We start from the raw sequence: 19,510 nt of genomic DNA on the forward strand, positions 1-19,510 counted from the left end.
CTTTCTGCCATACCAAATGTTAGTTCCGTTAATTTAACCATCACAACAATGAATATTACGGCTTTGAAGCCCTTTAAAATTACTTGGGCGGTATTGCTATGCACTTTTTTTTCAGCATTAGCCCATGCACAAGAGAATCTCTATATTCCCCTGGAAACACAGCACAATGCCTTGGTGCTATCGGTTTCCAATAGTCATGACCTTAATATCGCCTATTATGGGAAACGACTCAATTCAGATAAGGAATACTCATCCGTCTTGAGACAGTACAACCAAACGGGGGATTATTCCCAAGTACTGGATGCAGCCTATACCTCAGCGGGTTCCAGAAACCTAATGGAACCCGCCATCTCGGTTATCCATGCAGATGGGAACACCTCCCTGTCATTGAAGTACATCTCTCACAAAGTGGAAGACCTTGATGAAAACATTTCCCAGGCAAGCATAAAATTAGAGGATACTGCATACGGGTTTAATGTATCCCTTTATTATAAGCTTTACAAAAAGGAGGATGTTATAGAACAATGGAGTGAGCTGTCCCATAACGAAAAGGGACCAGTGGAATTGACCAAGTTTGCCTCGGGTAATTTATACTTCAGGGATGCCCAATATTATTTGACACAATATCATGGAGACTGGGCACATGAAATGAATCCAGAGACAAGCCTGCTCACCCATGGAATAAAGACCATTGATTCAAAGCTTGGCACAAGGGCAAACCTATTTCAACCGTCGGTTTTTATGGTGGCCATGGACCAGCCTGCAACTGAGGATGAAGGAACTGTTCTATTTGGGGCAATGGAATGGAGTGGGAATTTTAAAATTGACCTTGAACTGGATTACAGGGACAATTTAAGGCTTATTGCTGGGATGAATAATTATGCATCAAGCTATAAGTTGGAGAAAGGTGAAATTTTTGAGACGCCAAAGTTTTTGCATCTGCTCTCTCATAATGGTAAAGGAGAAGCAAGCAGGAAATTGCATTCATGGGCAAAGGACTATAAGTTACTGGATGGCAATGGAGAACGGTTGACATTGTTAAACAATTGGGAAGCAACTTATTTTGATTTCGAGGAAAAGAAATTATTTGAGCTCCTAAAGGACACAAAGGAACTTGGTGTTGACCTTTTTCTATTGGATGATGGATGGTTTGGTAATAAATATCCACGAAACAATGATGATGCGGGTTTAGGTGACTGGCAGGCCAATAAAAGGAAACTTCCCAATGGGGTGTCTTCTCTAGTAAAGGAAGCGGGGGAGAATGGGGTCAAGTTCGGTATTTGGATAGAGCCTGAAATGGTCAACCCTGAAAGTGAACTGTACCATGAGCATCCAGAGTGGGTGATCAAGCAACCGAAAAGAAAAGAACATTATTTTAGAAACCAATTGGTCTTGGACCTGAGCAATCCCAAAGTGCAGGACTTTGTGTTCAACGTAGTAAATGACCTTTTTTTGGAGAATCCGGAATTGGCCTACATTAAATGGGATTGTAATGCGGTCATATACAATGCCTATTCCTCTCATTTGGATAAGCAGTCCCACCTGTACATTGACTATGTGAAGGGACTTTACAATGTACTTGAGAGAATCAGGAAAAAATACCCGAAAGTGCCAATGATGCTTTGTTCCGGAGGAGGGGGAAGGGTTGACTATGCTGCACTTGAATATTTTACGGAGTTTTGGCCAAGTGACAACACGGATCCATTGGAACGAATTTTTATGCAATGGGAATACTCTTATTTCTATCCTGCGATTAGTGTTGCAAATCATGTGACCGAATGGGGTAAACAACCCCTAAAATTCCGGGTAGATGTGGCCATGATGGGAAAACTTGGGTTTGATATTGTAGTGGGTGAATTGGAGCAAAAAGATCTTCAGTTTGTACAACATGCTGTGAAAACATATGATGATATAAAACAAATTGTTTGGCAAGGTGATCTCTACCGTCTCTCAGATCCAAAAAACACTGATTTTGCTTCGTTAATGTATGTCAATGAAGAAAAAGACCAAGCAGTCGTATTTAACTACTTGGTGAATAACCGCTACGGGCAAGGTAGTAAACGCCCTGTAAAACTGGGTGGTCTGGACCCGGAAAAAAGATATCGTATCCAGGAAATCAACCTTTACCCGGGAACCTCTTCCTATATCGATTCCAACCAGGTGTACTCTGGAGATTTTCTTATGAAAATTGGCTTTAACCCAAAGGTGGGCAAAGGTAAGGAAAGTGTTTTGTTGAAAGTAGAAGCGGTAAGGTAATGAAAAGAAAAGTGATGATGAAAAAAATAGATTTAACAGTAGCTTCTCGGATAGTACTACTGGCTTTTATGGTCATTTTTGTTGGTTGCTCAAACTCAAGGGTAAATGAGTGGAAGGTAACTTCACCTGATGGCAGTCTCAAGGGAATTATTGCGCTGGACGAAAGCGGGGTTTTGACCTATCAAGTAAAAAAACAGGAGGGGGAACAGCAGCATATTGTAATGGAACCAAGTCAATTGGGGATTATTAGAAAAGACCAAAGATTCGATACACTTTATTATGATGGTACCCAGGAAGTAAAAATCATCGATGAAAATTATAAACTCAGGTCCGGGAAAAGATTGAGCAATCAGAACCATTATCATGAACTTACACTAAGTTTTAAAAACCACTCTGGAAACCCTATAGATATCATTTTCAGAGCTTATGATGATGGTTTTGCTTTTAAGTATTTTTTCCCTTCCGATGGAAGTGATGCATTATATACAGTGTCCGAAGAACTGACAAGTTTTGACCTTCCCACGGGAAAGGCATGGATGCAGCCTTATGATAGTGCAACAGCTTATGCTCCGGCATATGAAAGGAATTATGAAGGGGATATGACAATAGGGACCTCTGCCCCTGGAAAAGAAGGATGGTGCTTTCCTGCATTATTTCAAGTAAATGGACAGTGGGTGTTGCTTTCTGAGTCCAACCTTAAAGCTAACTTTCATGGATCCCACTTAAAGCCTTATGCTCCAAAAGGCAAATACCAAGTTACCGGCCCGGAAAGCGATGAGGCATTTGGTTATGGAGAGCCCCTTGCAACTTCAAAATTACCTTGGGATATGCCATGGAGGGTGATGGTAGTAGGGAGTGAACTTGGAACAATAGTGGAGTCCAACCTGATTAACCATCTAGCAGATCCCTCAAAAATTGAAAATACAGCATGGGTTGAACCAGGAAGAGCATCATGGGCCTGGTGGTCTGGATATCTCGATGGATCCAATGATACACCGGAAAAACTCAAGCACTTTATTGATTTTGCCCAGGATATGGGCTGGGAATATTCCCTTATTGACGCTGGGTGGGACTATCGTCCGGGATTTGATCTTACCGAAATGGTTGAATATGCCAATAATAGAGGAGTTGACCTACTGATGTGGTATAATTCAGGTGGTCCGATTAATCGTGTCAATGCTGGACCAAGAGACATGATGTTCGATCCTGAAATCAGAAAGCAAGAAATGAAAAGGATTTCCGACATGGGAATTAAAGGTATAAAGGTAGACTTTTTTTCCAGTGACAAGCAGGATTTTATTCAGTTGTTTACTGCTATTCTAGAAGATGCAGCGAAGTACAAACTATTGGTCAATTTTCATGGGTGTACGATTCCCCGGGGCTGGGCAAGAACCTATCCCAATATGATCTCTTATGAAAGTGTGAAAGGTTCAGAAGCATATATTTATCATGCAGATTTTGAACGGAATTCACCCATGCACAATACAATTCTTCCTTTTACTCGAAATGTGATCGGATCCATGGACTACACACCAGTGGCTTTTTCAACCCAACAAGTGCCTCATCGTACCAGTTTTGGACATGAGCTGGCACTTTCAGTGGTTTTTGAGTCTGGCATTACCCACTTTGCTGACACACCGGAGATGTACCTAGCCCAACCCGAAGAAGTGATCGGGTTTCTAAGTGAGGTTCCCGCTGCCTGGGAGGATACAAAATTTGTCAGTGGATATCCTGCTAAAGAAGTGGTAATAGCCAGAAGGAAAGGTGAAGAATGGTTTGTCGGTGGAATAAATGGAGAGAATACCTACAAACAACTTCAAATTCCAATGGATTTTTTAGGCACCGGAAAGTATAAAGCAACCCTAATAGCAGATGGAAAAGGGAACAAGGAGTTTTCCATTGACCAGATGATGGTGTCCAGCCAAAGCTTAGTGGACATAAGCATGCTGGCCATCGGAGGTTTTGTAATGAAAATTACTCCCGAACCATAAAGGGAAGTCTCCCAAACAAAAGAAAATATGACTATTAACCTATATAAGCCGTTTTTGGATTTGATAAAAAGGGTGTACCATAAATGCTATGCCCTTCTTATCACCTCTAATCAAAGAATGATTTGTATGATGGCCATGGCTACCTGCTTATGTTGGTATCCGCTCAGTGGCCATGCTCAAGAATATCAAGCAGAAATGGAAGGTGGGACCCTAACAAATGGTGCCTCAATTCAGTCATGCAGTTCCTGTTCGAATGGACAACAGGTTGGAAATCTGGGAGGGACACAAAATGGAAGTATCTTGCTTGAGTTGGAGGTAGCAGATGCCGGTGATTATGAACTGGAACTGTCCTACAGTTCAGCTGACCCTAGGTCCATCTTTTTGGCTATTAATGAGGATGGACCGATTGAGATCAAATGCCCTCCTTCAGGGGGATGGTCAGTTACAGATGAAGTGACAGTTCTTGTAAAACTAGAAAAAGGAAGTAACCTATTTAAGTTTGACAATTCACAAAGCTGGGGGCCAAATTTGGATAAGGCAGTGGTTAGGATGGGAAAAACCGTATCAATTTCAGGAATCGTGACCGAAAACGGGGAGCCAATCTCAGGGATCGACGTTGAAATAGAAGGCTACGTTTCCAAGAACGTTAAAACTGGCCCGGATGGGGCGTATAGCTTTTTAAAACTTCCCTCAAAGAGAAACTATATAATTAGCCCTAAATCAGAGGTTTATCAATTTGATCCCATCTACCGAAATTATCAACATTTGGATACTGATTTGGAGGCACAGAATTTTGAAGCGGGTGAAATATGTACGGATTGCATAGTGGAATTTGGTTTTGGGCAGACCGGTAAAGTTTTCTACAACACATCAACTGGTACGGCAAGTATTCAGCAAGGCGTAAATAACAGGTTGGAAAATATCCATGCGGAAGTGGTGGTTAATGGTGAACAAATTTCCTCTTGGGATTATAAGGAGAGAACCATCAAAAAAGAAGCAATAAATGATGCATTTGGTACAGGTTCAAAATGGACTGTTATTAATACCAGTGATGACTTTCCAAAAATGGAACAGGTGTTTTACGCGTATTCGGATAGAAAGTATATCCTTATGCAAGTAAATGTATCGGGAACCGGTATCAGAAGTAATTTTATGGCTCCACTGGTAGCCAATAAAGGGGAAATAGGAAATAACATAGAGAATCAGGCACTGGTTATGCCTTTTGACAATGATGCCTTTGTAAGGTATGCATCAAAACCTCTCGATACAGGGGTACCCGTGGAAAGTTCAGAAGTGACAGCAGTGTATGAAAACAGCTCACGGAACGGTATGGTGATTGGCTCTGTCAATCAAGACAGGTGGAAGACTGGAATCCGTGCCAATGGAAGGCCTGGAGAATTGACAGAGCTTGTCGCCTATGGTGGCTATTCTGAAAGAAGTGTGACACGTGATCAAAAGGAACATGGGTATCTTACTGGCAGTGTGGTCTCTTCCCCTAAAATCTTGGTCGGATTCTTTGAGGATTGGAGAGAAGGCCTTGATGCATATGGTGAGGCAAACCTAATTGAGCAGCCCAGATATATATTTGATTGGAATGAGGCAACACCATTCGGTTGGAATAGTTGGGGAGCCATACAAACGGATTTGAATTTGGACAAGGCTAAAGGTGTAGTGGACTTTTTTGACCTTCAACTACCAGGGTTCAGAAGTGGTGGAACTGCTTATGTTGACCTGGATTCCTATTGGGACAATATGGTAAGTGGTGGTCTTGAGGGAGATTATAGCCAATTGATCGAATTTGCCAACTATTGTAAGGAAAAAGGCCTAAAGCCAGGGATTTATTGGGCTCCTTTTGTGGACTGGGGGAAAAGCAACCGTAAAGTGGAAGGCTCATCGTATCAATATAGCGATACATGGACAAAGGTGAATGGAGGATTTCATGATTTTGATGGGGCCAGGGCAATGGATCCTACACATCCAGGAACCTTAAAGCGGATAGACTTGGTAATTGATAAGTTTATAAAATGTGGCTTTGAAATGGTCAAGATAGACTTTATTGGACATGCATCCGTAGAGGCAGATAGCTTTTATGAATCATCCGTAACTACTGGAATGCAGGCTTTTCACTATGGTATGAAACACCTAATCGATGCTATGCAAGGAAAAATGTTGGTGTATGTAGCGATAAGTCCCAATCTCGCAACTGGACCATATGCACATTCCCGAAGAATTGCCTGTGATGCTTACGCTGACATTAATGCCTCCGAATATACACTTAACAGTACCACGTTTGGTTGGTGGCAGTCTAGTATATATGATTTTATCGACGCCGATCATATGGTTTTTGGCCAGGCTTCTTTTGGGGAGAATAAAGCAAGGATGGCTTCAGGCATTGCCAATGGTACCTTAATTACAGGAGATGACTATAGCCGTACAGGGCCTTGGACATCCGCTGCGAAACAACTGCTACAAAACCAGGACCTACTTGATATTGTACAACATAAGAAGGCATTTAGACCTGTGGAAGGCAATATTGGAGATGGAGCCAGTGAAGCTTTTATCAAAAAGATTGAAGGTGTTCCTTATGTTATACTTATTAATTATCAAAATGAAAGAAAGTCCTTTGACCTTTCCTTTGAAAGATTGGGGATAAGCCCAGGTAATTATGCTTTAAAAGAGCTCTTCAAAGGTGATTATAGGATTTCTGAAGGAAATGTGCTGACCGCTACATTGGAAGCAAAGGATGCTGCCATCTTTCGATTTGAGGAAGGGCTGATTAATTCTTCCCCACAGGAAAGTGAAGAAAAAGAATTGGTGTTTCCCAACCCCGCACATGATAGGATAACGGTGACAAGCGGGAAGAGGATAGATCATGTTCAAATGATTGCACTTAATGGCCAAACTGTAAGCAAACAGGAAAATATTATGAAAAGCAAGGTTGAAATCGACCTTCAGTTAATTCAAAGCGGTGTTTACCTTCTCTATGTTACCAGGGAAAATGGTGGACGTAATGTTTATAAGGTCATAAAAAGATAGATGACCGGGGAAATACTTTTATGAAAGAATATGGTCTTTAAGCAATATTGGGGAGATTATAAAAGTAGGGAAGTCTACCTGTTCAGAATCACAAATGCCAGTGGTGCCTATGTGGAATTAATAAACTTAGGGGCCACAATAGTTTCAATATATGTGCCCAATAAATATGGTAGGCTGATGAATACAGTTCTGGGCTTTCCAACATTAGATGGTTATATCAAGGATAATTGTTACCTGGGACGGACAATTGGCAGGTTTGCGAACAGGATTAGCCAAGGGCGCTTTTTTTTGGATGATTGGATGTGGAATCTGGAAACCAATGATGGGAAGCACAACAACCACAGTGGTAGTGATGGGTTTCATGATAAAGTAATGGATTTTAGGGAGGAAGAAGATGGGGTTGTGTTTTTCTATACTAGCCCACACTTGGAGGGTGGGTTTCCCGGTACGGTGGATTTTCAAGTGAAATACTCATGGTCACATAAAAATGAACTTCTCATAGAATACGGTGCTGTAAGTGATCGCAGCACCTACGTAAACTTCACCAACCATTCCTACTTTAACCTGGAGTTCGGAAGCCCTAAAATTTTAGCCCACAGACTTGTTGTGGAAAGTGAATTGATGATCGAAAATACTTCAGAGCATATCCCTTCAAGAATAATATCCATTAATGGTAGAAATGAATTGAATGGGAAAAAAGTAGGCCACAGTGTGCTCTATAAGGAAATGCGGCATATAGGACTCAACAATTATTATATCCTGAAGAGAAAAGGCAATGATAAGCCGTCTTTGATTCGACTCGAAGCTCCAAGATCTGGTATTGAATTAAACATTTGTACTTCTTATCCGGGAGTACAAGTGTATACTGGCGATTACCTCAAAACAGCTGTAAGAGGAAATGAAGGGATGAAATACGGTCCCTTTGAAGGTTTGTGCTTGGAATGCCATAATTATCCGGATTTTCCTAACCAACCTAATTTTCCCAAAGCAGTACTGTTTCCTAACATGCAAATGAAGGAGTTTATCAAATATAAATTTGGCGTATTGGAAGAATAATAGGAGAGATTTCAAAATCGTAATATAATCCATCCATTTGAAAGTTATGTCCAGTTGATATGGAAAAACCCAACTTAATTTTACCCTAACAATAACCTGAATGACATGAACGTAGATAACCAGTTTAATAAGTCTTTTGTAATGCGCATTTCACTTGTCTCAGCATTGGGAGGACTTTTGTTTGGATATGATTGGGTAGTAATAGGAGGGGCTAAACCTTTTTATGAACTCTATTTTGGTATAGTAGGTAATTCTGTACTTACCGGTTGGGCAATGAGCTGTGCTTTGGTAGGTTGCTTGGTCGGTGCAGGAGTATCCGGAATGGCAAGTGATAGGTGGGGCAGGAAGCACCTTTTAATTTTGGCGGCATTCCTCTTTATAGTCTCCGCAGTAGGTACGGGAGCAGCACAGCATTTTACCAGCTTTATAATATACAGAATTATTGGTGGAATAAGTATTGGCCTGGCATCCAATCTATCTCCTATGTATATCGCCGAAGTAACTCCAGCCAAATTCCGCGGGGCTTTTGTATCTATAAACCAGCTTACAATAGTGATAGGAATTTTGGCTGCCCAAATAGCAAATTACCTCATTGCCGAACCAATTATTGAAGGGGATACCAGTAAAACAATGCTGAATTCTTGGAATGGACAATGGGGGTGGCGATGGATGTTTTGGATGGAAAACATCCCGGCTTTTATATTTTTCTTGTTAATGTTTACCGTTCCAAGGAGTCCGAGGTGGCTGGCAGCTCAAGGATACCTAAAAGAAGCAGGAGAGGTGCTTTCGAAAATTGGGGGAAGAAGTTTTGCAAAGAATTCCCTTGAAAAGATCATCGGATCAGATGATGGCCATGTAGCTGAAAAGATTTCTTTGAGACAGCTTTTCAGCAATAGAACAGGAAAGATAGTAATGATTGGAATAGTATTGGCCGCTTTCCAGCAATGGTGCGGGATCAACGTCATTTTTAATTACGCCGAAGAAATATTCACCGCTGCAGGGTACGGTGTCGGCGACCTGCTATTCAATATTATTATCACCGGTACAATCAACCTGATTTTTACGGTCATAGCCATGTTTACCGTTGATAAGTGGGGAAGGAAACCGTTAATGCTTTTTGGGGCTATTTCACTTTCCATAACCTATTGCGTGATGGGAACAATGTACTTTCTTGGTATACAAGGGTTCCCTTTATTGGTAATGGTGGTAACCGGTATTGCATTTTATGCCATGTCATTAGCTCCGATCACATGGGTGGTGCTTTCAGAAGTTTTTCCCAACAGGATCAGGGGAAGGGCCATGTCTGCCGCTACTATTTCCCTTTGGTCAGCAAGTTTTCTGCTTACCTATAGTTTTCCTTTACTTAACGAGCAGCTGGGAGCCTCAGGTACTTTTTGGCTCTATGGGTTAATCTGTCTTGCTGGATGGTTTTTTATTCGTGAAAAATTAGTGGAAACTATGGGGAAATCACTAGAGGAAATCGAGTCTGAATTATTGGAAGAAAGAAAGACAGAAGATTCGGAGTTTGTCGAGTTGGTAAATAAAGGATAGTAATAAATGATGATCAATATGGAAAAAGTTGTGGTATGGGTGGAAGACAAAGTAATCCCCACCTATGAAATCGGAGAAGCAGAAAAAAATCCCATTTTTTTGGAAAAAAGAGTTTACCAGGGAAGCAGTGGGGTGGTGTACCCTTATCCGGTAGTTGAAAAAATTTCAGATGCTAAAACGGATAAAGTTTGGAAAGCCGTATTTATGGAAAACCAATACCTCAAGATCATGATACTTCCTGAACTTGGAGGAAGGGTACAAATGGCGTATGACAAGATAAAAGAAAGGCATTTTGTTTATTACAATCATGTGATCAAGCCTGCACTGGTGGGGCTGACAGGACCATGGATATCCGGAGGCATTGAGTTTAACTGGCCACAGCACCACAGGCCAAGTACTTACCTTCCGGTTGAATATCAAATAGAGGAAAAGGAAGATGGCAGTAAAACTGTTTGGTGCAGCGAAGTGGAAAGGATGTTCAGGACTAAAGGAATGGCAGGTTTTACCCTACATCCAGATAAGGCCTATTTGGAAATTAAGGGCCAACTATACAATAGAACTCCAATACCCCAGACTTTTTTATGGTGGGCAAACCCTGCTGTGGCAGTAAACGATCATTACCAATCAGTTTTTCCCCCTGACGTCAATGCGGTTTTTGACCATGGTAAAAGGGATGTATCCGCATTTCCCATAGCAAAGGGAACCTATTACAAAGTCGATTATTCACGTGGCGTGGATATTTCTAAATATAAAAATATACCGGTACCAACGTCATACATGGCGATCGTCTCTGAATATGATTTTGTGGGAGGATTTGAAAACGATAGCAAAGGGGGGCTGTTGCATGTGGCAGACCATCAGGTGTCTCCCGGAAAAAAACAATGGACTTGGGGCAATGGAGATTTTGGAAAAGCTTGGGACAGAAACCTTACCGATGAAGATGGACCTTATATTGAGTTGATGTGCGGTGTATTTACTGATAACCAGCCTGATTTTAGCTGGTTGATGCCCAATGAAGAAAAGTCCTTTACCCAATACTTTATGCCTTATCAAGAATTGGGTGTGGTAAAAAATGCAACCAAGGATGCCCTGTTCAATGTTGAGTTCCAAAATGGAGAGATTAGGTTAATGGTATATACAACAGCTCGTTATGATGGGGCTGTAATCAGGGTTTCACAACATGGAAATATTTTGTTTGAAGAAAGGGCAAATATTTCTCCATGGTATGTGTTTGACAAATTGGTTCAAATTGATTTAAATCAGGAAGATGAGTTTCAAGTAGACGTGTTTGATGGCAGGAACAAGAACTTAGTGTCCTGGAGGACTTCCAAAAGTAAAAACACAGAAATTCCCCAGCCTGCTAAAGCAGCCAAGGATCCTGAAGAAATAGAAAGCAATGAGCAACTTTTCCTGACTGGACAACATATTGAACAGTACCGACATGCCACTTTTGATGCCACGGCATATTACCTGGAAGCTTTAAAAAGAGACCCTAAGGATTATCGCTGTAACAACGCTATGGGAATGGTAATGTTAAAAAGAGGGAAATTTCTTGATGCGCTTTCATTTTTTAATCAATCGGTAGCCACCCAGTTGGAAAGAAACCCCAATCCATATGATGGGGAACCTCTTTATAATCTCGGCCTGGTCCATCGATATCTTGGGAACAGAAAAGAGGCTTTGGATGCTTTTTCTAAGGCTGTTTGGAATGCTTCTTATAAAGATTCAGGATATTTTCAATTGGCACAATTGCATCTTGAAAATGGTGATTTGGAAAAAGCCCAAGAGGCCGCTGAACAGTCGCTGGCAAGGAACTCCAGAAGCCCCAAAGCACAGCATCTCCAAACCATTATATTGAGGAAGTCAGGTAAGAGGGATGCTGCCCTTAAGTGTGCCGAACATGGCCTGGAAATGGATTGTTTTAACCATGGTCTTAGGTATGAAGTATCCCTACTTAAAAATAATGTTTCTGAATTAAATAAGATCAAGGATATAGTTGGCTTAAACGTCCACCCTTATTTGGAATATGCATTGGATTATGCGTGGGCCGGACAATTTGACGATGCTATTGGTCTAATTGAGCTGGGCATGGAAGCCATCGGATCAGATTATCCAATGGCATATTATCTCAAGGGCTGGTTCCAAATTAAAAAAGGAGAGTCAGGAATTGAGGAGTTTGGTAAGGCTGCATTAGCCAGTACTGACTATTGCTTTCCAAATAGGTTGGAAGAACTATTGGCGCTTGAAGCTGCAGTAGCTCATGGCCCTGAAAATGCAATGACCTATTACTACCTAGGAAATTTCTGGTACCATAACCGCCAATACCATAATGCAAAGGAGGCCTGGGAAAAATCAGTTTACCTGAATCCTGCCTTTTCAATAGCCAATAGAAATCTAGCCTTGGTCTGCTATAACAAATTTAATGAAAGAGATCATGCAATTGATCTAATGGAAAAAGCTCTTTCTAATGCACCAAATGATGCAAGGATATTGATGGAATTGGACCAACTTTATAAAAAGGAAAACTTAAGTATTGAAAAGCGGATTACCCTATTGGATCAATTTGATCACCTTGTGATCAGCCGAGATGATCTCTACCTGGAGAGATTGACCCTGGAAAATATTTCTGGAAGATATGGAAAAGCCTTCGATCTTATTATGGGACGGGTTTTCCATCCTTGGGAAGGAGGAGAGGGGAAAGTGCCGGAACAATATAGGATCGCTTTGCTGGGACTGGCCAAACAAGAAATACTTGAAGGTAATTTTGAAAAAGGACTGGAATACCTTGCCTCGTCTTTAAAATATCCCAATAACCTTGGAGAAGGAAAGCTTTACGGAACCTTGGAACCAGAGCTTTACTTTTGGATGGGCTACACACTGGATAAAATGGGACAAAAGGATGATGCAAAAAAATACTGGAATATGGCAAGAGAAGGCACTATTGTCCCTTCTGTCACTTGGTTTTATAATGACCAGAAGTCCGATAAACTGTTTTATCAAGGTCTTGCTTTTAAGATGTTGGAAAATGAGAAGGAGGCCGATAAAAGGTTTCGGCAGCTGTTGGAATATGGTAAGGAACACCAACAAAAGCAGGTTAAGGTGGATTACTTTGCAGTGTCCATGCCTGATCTACTGATCTGGGATGGAGATCTTCAGGAAATGAACAATGTTCATTGCAAGTATTTAATGGGGTTGGGACACTTGGGACTTGGGTCAAAAACCGAAGCAGAAAAACTGTTCAGGGAAATTTTGGAATCACAGGCCAATCATCAAGACGCGAAAAATCATCTCGACCTGGTAAAGAACTGGGAATTATGGATGGATTTGTCTGTTTCCTAATCGATAATGGGAAGTTAAAATGCTAGAGAAAAACGAAGGTTTTCAAGGGCAAAAGGTAATCACACTTCCTCCCTCTATTTTAGAAGCCTGCCAAAAGCATTGCCTTTTGGCAGATTTCTATATTTCAGATATAGGTTACTACCCCAGAGCTCAACATCATTACAGGGAGCGGAATTGTGGAACAGAACAATATATTCTGATCTATTGTGTGGAAGGAAGAGGCTGGATGGAAACGGAAGGCGGAAAACAAATGGAGGTTCACCCAAATGAATATGTTATTCTTCCCTCTAAAATACCTCATCGTTACGGTGCCTCAAAGGATTCACCATGGACCATTTTTTGGGTCCATTTTAATGGGGACAAAGCCGCTGAAATAAGCTCCCTGCTTTATGGAGAAAATGGAGCGTTGGTCAAACATGCCTCCTTTTCCGATGAAAGAATACATTGGTTCAATAAGGTATATACCTTATTGGAGTCTGGATATAGAACGGAAAACCTTTTGATGGCCAATATCTACCTGAAATCCTTTTTGGTTTCTTTGGCATATGGTGAAAGGGTAAACGGAAAGTGGCTCTCTCAGGAAAAAAAGGAAATCAATGATTCAATTGAGTTTATGAAAGAAAATCTCGAAAACCCTTTAGCCCTGGAGGAAATAGCTTCCCATGTTAATTTGTCAAAGTCACATTTTGCTTTTCTTTTTAAAAAGAACACTGGGTATACTCCCATTGTTTATTTTAACCACCTAAAAATACAGCGTGCATGCCAATACCTTCGGTTTACCGATCATAGGATCAGTCAGATAGCCCAAAACGTAGGGATAGATGATGCCTATTATTTTTCAAGACTATTCAGTAAGTCAATGGGTATCTCTCCTAAAGATTATAGAAATAGAAAACAGTAGCAATGGAAAATGTCCTACAACCAAAGAAAATGATGAAATTTTCGTTCATCTTGTTGCTCCTTTTTGTAATGGCCCAAATAGCTTTAGGTCAAACATTAGTGCCAAACCATTCAGGAAAATGGATGGGATTTGATAAAACTGACAGCTTGTTTGATGGAAAAGAAATGAGATTGGTTTATTCCCGAACTCCTCTTCCTGGAAAACCGTGGGTCTGGAGGGCACGCTTTCCGGAATGGCATACCAAGATGGACAGTATTTTACTTGAAAAAGGCTTCAATATTGCTTATATCAACACTGATGGAATGTATGGGAGCGACAGGGCAATCGAGGTTTGGGATAATTTTTATTGCTGGGTGACATCATCATTAGGCTGGCAGAACAAAGTAGTTTTGGAAGGCGTCAGCAGAGGAGGACTGTTTGTACTCAACTGGTCGATCAGAAACCCTGAAAAGGTTGCAAGTATATACTTGGAAGCGCCGGTATGTGATTTTAAGAGTTGGCCGGCAGGATGGGGAGACGGCTTGGGAAGTGATCAGGATTGGAAGAAATTAATGGCCGAATATGGGTTTGAAAATGAAGAACAGTCGAGGATATACCAAGGAAACCCAATTGACCAAATCCAAAAACTGGCCAAACATAAAGTGCCCATTATGATAATGATTGGTTTGGACGACAAGCATGTCCCCCCTAAAGAAAATGCATTGCCACTTGCTGAGAAGTATATTGGGTCAGGTGGGCCGGTAACAATAATACCCTGTACCTCTGGTACACCAACAATGGAAGGACATCATTTTCCCATCGAAACACCATCTGTTGCCGCTGAATTTTTGTCCTTTCATCAGCGTAAGAATGGGTCGGCTCCTCTTTTTTCTGATGCCTATCACCATATGAGAAATGGACTCCAAAACAGTAGGCTTGTTTTTGAGCGTACCCAAAAGGGTAGGGTCGCCTTTTTGGGCGGTTCCATCACTTATAATCCGGGTTGGCGTGACAGTGTCAAGAATTATTTGGTGAAGCGATTTCCCAGAACGACATTTGAGTTTGTGGATGCGGGAATTCCATCTATGGGAACAACCCCCGGGGCTTTTAGGCTGGAAAGAGATGTGCTATCCAAGGGTAAGATTGACCTGTTGTTTGAAGAAGCAGCAGTTAATGACCATACCAATGGCAGGTCACCTATAGAGCAGGTAAGAGGGATGGAAGGGATCGTTCGGCACACCATAAGGGATAATCCTGCAGTAGATATTGTCATGATGCACTTTGTGGATCCCGAGAAAATGAAGACCTACCGTAATGGAAAGGTACCTGAAGTGATCGAAAACCATGAAAGGGTAGCCGAACATTATGGAATACCCACTATTAATTTGGCCAAAGAAGTAACCGACAGGATTGACCATGGTGAATTCACATGGGAAGGTGACTTCCAGAATCTTCACCCTTCTCCATTTGGACAGCAAGTGTATGCCAACTCGATAATTCACTTTTTGGATAGGGCTTTTGGTGGAAGGGTTGATCCAGATGACAAAGCCATAGCCCGTGAACTTCCACAGCCACTGGACAACAATTCTTATGATAATGGAAAATTGGCAACGGCGATATCCTCAGTGACTAAAACAAAAGGATGGCTGGAAGTACAGGATTGGGAACCTTCTGACGGTGTCGGTACACGGGAAAATTATGTGAATGTTCCCATGTTGATTTCAAAGCTTCCGAAGAAAAAGCTGAACTTTGTATTCCATGGTAGCGCAGTGGGTATAGCAGTAGCCGCAGGGCCGGATGCAGCCACGATTGCATACAGGATCGATAAAGGAGATTGGCATTACCAAGATTTATTCACGCCTTGGAGCCATTTTTTACATTTGCCATGGTATTATACTTTGGGAGTTGGTTTGGATGAGGGAAGGCATACCTTGCAAATTAAGTTGGCTGGGACAAAAAATTCCAATAGCAAAGGGAATGCTGTACGCATAAGGTATTTTTATTGGAATGCCACAGGTGACGATAATTGAGCTTTTCCATTCTTTATCTTGTTAAAATGTATGGCATCGGATTGACTCATGTTCATAATTAAGCCATAACCACAATCCGAACGCTTTTTACCTCCTGATCGACCGATTTTTCCACCTCTGTGCGTCTTCTTAGATGTAAACTTGCTATGGTAGCAATAAAATTATTCCGCCTGTTCTCGGGTAATTGATTATTGCCGATCAATGATTTCAGTTAACAACTAACCCAGTAATCTATGAAAAAAGAAGTACAGTTTTTTCTAGGGAAAAGAGGAGATGCTTTGGCTATTCCCAATAGCAAACAACTACAAGTTATCAGTAGGTGGAGCAAATTCCTATCCCTTATTATGGTCGCAATGTTCCTGCCTTTGTCTGTTTGGGCACAAGATATAAGTGTGTCTGGAATGGTGACATCAGCAGATGATGGTCTTCCTTTACCAGGAGTCAATATACTGGTTAAAGGCACCAATAATGGTGTCGTTACGGGACTTGAAGGAGAATATGACATAAAAGTAGGGAGTTCTTCGGATGTTTTGATTTTTTCTTTTATTGGTTTTGAAAGTCAAGAAATTCCGATAAACAACCGATCCAAAATCGATGTGGTATTGGCAATGGATGCTGAGAACCTCGAAGAAGTCGTCGTGATTGGGTATGGAACGCAAAAGAAAAAGGACTTGACCGGTTCTGTAGCCTCGGTGAGCGGAGATGAAATCAGCAAAATGTCTTCACCGAGAATTGAGCAGGCACTTATGGGAAAATCTGCCGGCGTGCAGATCACGGCAGTGGATGCTTCACCAGGAGCAGGCCTGAGCATAAAAATCAGAGGAGATAATTCTATCAATGCGAATAACGAACCTTTGGTGGTAATTGATGGATTCATTGGTGGGGACCTGAGAAGTTTGAATACAAATGATGTGCAATCCATTGAAATTTTGAAAGATGCTTCTGCTACCGCTATCTATGGCTCAAGAGGAGCAAATGGTGTGATCTTAGTGACTACCAAAACCGGAAAGTCAGGAAAGACGGAAGTGGCTTTTACTGCCGAATATGGTACTCAGGAAATTGCCAAAAAGTTAAGTCTGCTCAATGGTGAGGAATATTGGGCACTTCGAAGGCTTAATTCAGAAGAACTGGATGTTTCTTCATGGGACGTGACCAATGTGGATACAGTAGGCGTTGGTACGGATTGGCAGGAAGAGGTCATGCAAAATGCTCCCATCCAACGATACAATGCTCGTGTGACCGGAGGAAGTGAAAAAACCAGGTTTGGGGCTTTTGTGGACTATATTGATCAAAATGGAATCATTAAAGGTTCAGACTATTCAAAAGGTTCTGTTCGTTTCAACCTGGACAATGATATATCGGACAAGGTTCGTTTTGGTCTGCGATTATCCTATTACAAGTCTACAGAGGATGGTGCACGGATCAATGGAAGCTATGGCTCCCAAGGTGGTCCAATTACCTTGAATGCAGCCCGATTTGCACCAATTATTCCGGTGTATGCCGAAGATGGCTCCTATAACCCGGCTTTCCAAAACTCCAGCCAAATGGAGAATCCTGTAAAAGCGGCAGACAAGACCATAGACCAAAGATTCAGGAATTATCTACAGGGGAGTGGGTTTTTGGAATATGACCTGTTGGAAGGTTTGACCTTCAAAGTGAATTTGGGATACCTGAGCCAAACACGTGAGGACCGAAGGTATGTTTCTAAGGAACTTCAATCGGCTTTAAATGAAGGAAGGGCAAGTTTTAACAACGTATTCAGCAACCGCTATTTGATAGAAAACACGTTGAATTACCGTAAGAACATCAACAATGTTCATGACCTTAATATACTTGTAGGCTTTACCTCCCAAGTCGATGAGACCAATCAGAACAATATCACGGCAACAGGTTTTGCCACCGAAGCACTCAATTTGAATGATATTGGGTTGGCGGATAATGTAACGGACAAAGGTTCTAGTAATAACCAGACCAAGCAGGCTTCGTTTTTGGGAAGGGTCAATTATAGTTATAAAGGAAAATACTTGATGACCATGACAGGAAGGGCCGATGGATCTTCCGTTTTTGCAAAAAACAACAAATGGGCATTTTTCCCTTCTGCATCATTGGCCTGGAGAGCTTCTGATGAGAACTTTATGAAGGGGATCAATGCGGTCAGTAATTTGAAAGTTCGGTTGAGCTATGGTCAAAGCGGTAACCAAGCAATTGGACCTTACCAATCTTTGGCCAATTATAGCACGGGTTCTGTGTATACCCTGGGCAATAACCAAATGACCAATGGCGTAAGGCTGGGAAGAATAGCGAATGCAGACCTTCGCTGGGAGACCACCCGGCAGACCAATATAGGTATGGATCTAGGCCTGTTTGATGAACGACTGACTTTTACAGTAGATTACTATAAAAAACACACCTTTGACCTTTTGTACCAAGCTCAGCTTCCTCCTAATTCTGGGTATTCCAGTCAGTTGCAGAATATCGGAGAAGTGGAAAACAAGGGTCTTGAGCTGTCAGTGGGGTCAACTGTTGTTGAATCCGGTGGTTTTACTGTTGACCTATCTGCAAATGCCTCTTTCAACAGGAATAAAGTCATTGCCCTTGGGCAGGACTCAGTCGTTTATCTAAATACTTCAGGAGGAGCAATGGGCTCTGGGTTCAGCAATACTGGTGTGTTGGAGATTGATCAGCCCATGGGAAATTTTTACGGGTATATCTTTGACGGGATCTATCAAAATCAGGAGGAAATTGATGACCTCCCATTTGCCGGAGCGGCCCCGGGAAGTCCCAAATACAGGGATATCAACGGAGATGGACTCGTCAATGATGACGACAGGACCCGAATAGGCAATGCCCTGCCTAGAATGTATTATGGATTTACGGCCAATTTTGCCTATAAGAATTTTGATCTGAATTTGGTTTTCCAAGGGGTAAAGGGAGCCAAAGTAGCCTATTTGGGTAAAGTAAATCTTCTGACACCTGGGTCAGCCAATAATAGTTTTAAGGAAGTACAGGAATATTGGACCTCTGAAAACAACTCCAATACCATGACTGCACTGGGCCGTCCTTGGAATGAGATGTCTTCCCGCTTTGTAGAAGACGCTGACTTTCTGAAAATCAGAAATATTTCCCTTGGCTATAATGTACCTAGGGCCTTGGCAGGAAAAATCGGAGCTTCCCATCTTCGGCTATATGCCAATGCAATCAATTGGTTTACTTTCTCCAATTATAGTGGTTATGACCCTGAGGTCAATTCAAGACATGGGGGCAATAGCTTCCAGCAAAATGTACAAAGAGGCGTGGACAATGGTGGCTATCCATCTGTCAGGCAAATCGTTTTCGGGGTCAACGTGACTTTCTAATAGATGTACATAATA

At 41.7% G+C, this 19,510-nt stretch carries 9 protein-coding genes; all 9 read left to right on the plus strand.

Going from position 1 to position 19,510, the window contains the following annotated elements:
- Positions 1-48 precede the first annotated feature (48 nt).
- The 9 genes from JL001_RS12550 to JL001_RS12590 all read left to right on the plus strand — a co-directional run bounded on the left by JL001_RS12550 (position 49) and on the right by JL001_RS12590 (position 19,495).
- Positions 49-2,256, plus strand: a complete 2,208-nt coding sequence (locus JL001_RS12550) for an alpha-galactosidase (RefSeq protein WP_200976411.1) — start codon at positions 49-51, stop codon at positions 2,254-2,256.
- Positions 2,256-4,247, plus strand: coding sequence for a glycoside hydrolase family 97 protein (locus JL001_RS12555; protein WP_200976418.1), 1,992 nt, complete (start codon positions 2,256-2,258; stop codon positions 4,245-4,247). Before JL001_RS12550 ends, JL001_RS12555 begins: the two co-directional genes overlap by 1 nt.
- Before the next feature lie 27 nt (positions 4,248-4,274).
- Positions 4,275-7,283: a T9SS type A sorting domain-containing protein gene (locus JL001_RS12560; protein ID WP_200976420.1), complete on the plus strand. Its 3,009-nt coding sequence runs from the start codon at positions 4,275-4,277 to the stop codon at positions 7,281-7,283.
- 30 nt (positions 7,284-7,313) lie between these two features.
- Positions 7,314-8,339, plus strand: coding sequence for an aldose epimerase family protein (locus tag JL001_RS12565; RefSeq protein WP_200976422.1), 1,026 nt, complete (start codon positions 7,314-7,316; stop codon positions 8,337-8,339).
- Between the two features lie 105 nt (positions 8,340-8,444).
- Positions 8,445-9,890, plus strand: a complete 1,446-nt coding sequence (locus JL001_RS12570; RefSeq protein WP_200976424.1) for a sugar porter family MFS transporter — start codon at positions 8,445-8,447, stop codon at positions 9,888-9,890.
- An 18-nt stretch (positions 9,891-9,908) separates the two neighbouring features.
- Positions 9,909-13,229, plus strand: a complete 3,321-nt coding sequence (locus JL001_RS12575) for a DUF5107 domain-containing protein (protein WP_200976426.1) — start codon at positions 9,909-9,911, stop codon at positions 13,227-13,229.
- A gap of 19 nt (positions 13,230-13,248) precedes the next feature.
- Positions 13,249-14,130: an AraC family transcriptional regulator gene (locus tag JL001_RS12580; protein WP_200976427.1), complete on the plus strand. Its 882-nt coding sequence runs from the start codon at positions 13,249-13,251 to the stop codon at positions 14,128-14,130.
- Between the two features lie 29 nt (positions 14,131-14,159).
- A complete protein-coding gene (locus tag JL001_RS12585; protein WP_200976429.1) occupies positions 14,160-16,139 on the plus strand; it encodes an alpha/beta fold hydrolase in 1,980 nt (659 codons plus the stop codon).
- Between the two features lie 233 nt (positions 16,140-16,372).
- Positions 16,373-19,495 carry a TonB-dependent receptor gene (locus JL001_RS12590; protein ID WP_200976431.1) on the plus strand — a complete coding sequence of 1,041 codons (3,123 nt, stop codon included), beginning with the start codon at positions 16,373-16,375 and terminating at the stop codon, positions 19,493-19,495.
- The last annotated feature ends 15 nt before the right edge of the window (positions 19,496-19,510 follow it).

This window comes from Echinicola sp. 20G, from assembly GCF_015533855.1.
In the GTDB taxonomy this organism is placed as follows: domain Bacteria; phylum Bacteroidota; class Bacteroidia; order Cytophagales; family Cyclobacteriaceae; genus Echinicola.

Excerpts from the sequence above, each read along its gene's own strand:
- JL001_RS12550 (WP_200976411.1), top strand. The coding sequence starts at position 49 with ATGAATATTACGGCTTTGAAGCCCTTTAAAATTACTTGGGCGGTATTG.
- JL001_RS12555 (WP_200976418.1), top strand. The coding sequence starts at position 2,256 with ATGAAAAGAAAAGTGATGATGAAAAAAATAGATTTAACAGTAGCTTCT.
- JL001_RS12560 (WP_200976420.1), top strand. The coding sequence starts at position 4,275 with ATGACTATTAACCTATATAAGCCGTTTTTGGATTTGATAAAAAGGGTG.
- JL001_RS12565 (WP_200976422.1), top strand. The coding sequence starts at position 7,314 with ATGGTCTTTAAGCAATATTGGGGAGATTATAAAAGTAGGGAAGTCTAC.
- JL001_RS12570 (WP_200976424.1), top strand. The coding sequence starts at position 8,445 with ATGAACGTAGATAACCAGTTTAATAAGTCTTTTGTAATGCGCATTTCA.
- JL001_RS12575 (WP_200976426.1), top strand. The coding sequence starts at position 9,909 with ATGGAAAAAGTTGTGGTATGGGTGGAAGACAAAGTAATCCCCACCTAT.
- JL001_RS12580 (WP_200976427.1), top strand. The coding sequence starts at position 13,249 with ATGCTAGAGAAAAACGAAGGTTTTCAAGGGCAAAAGGTAATCACACTT.
- JL001_RS12585 (WP_200976429.1), top strand. The coding sequence starts at position 14,160 with ATGATGAAATTTTCGTTCATCTTGTTGCTCCTTTTTGTAATGGCCCAA.
- JL001_RS12590 (WP_200976431.1), top strand. The coding sequence starts at position 16,373 with ATGAAAAAAGAAGTACAGTTTTTTCTAGGGAAAAGAGGAGATGCTTTG.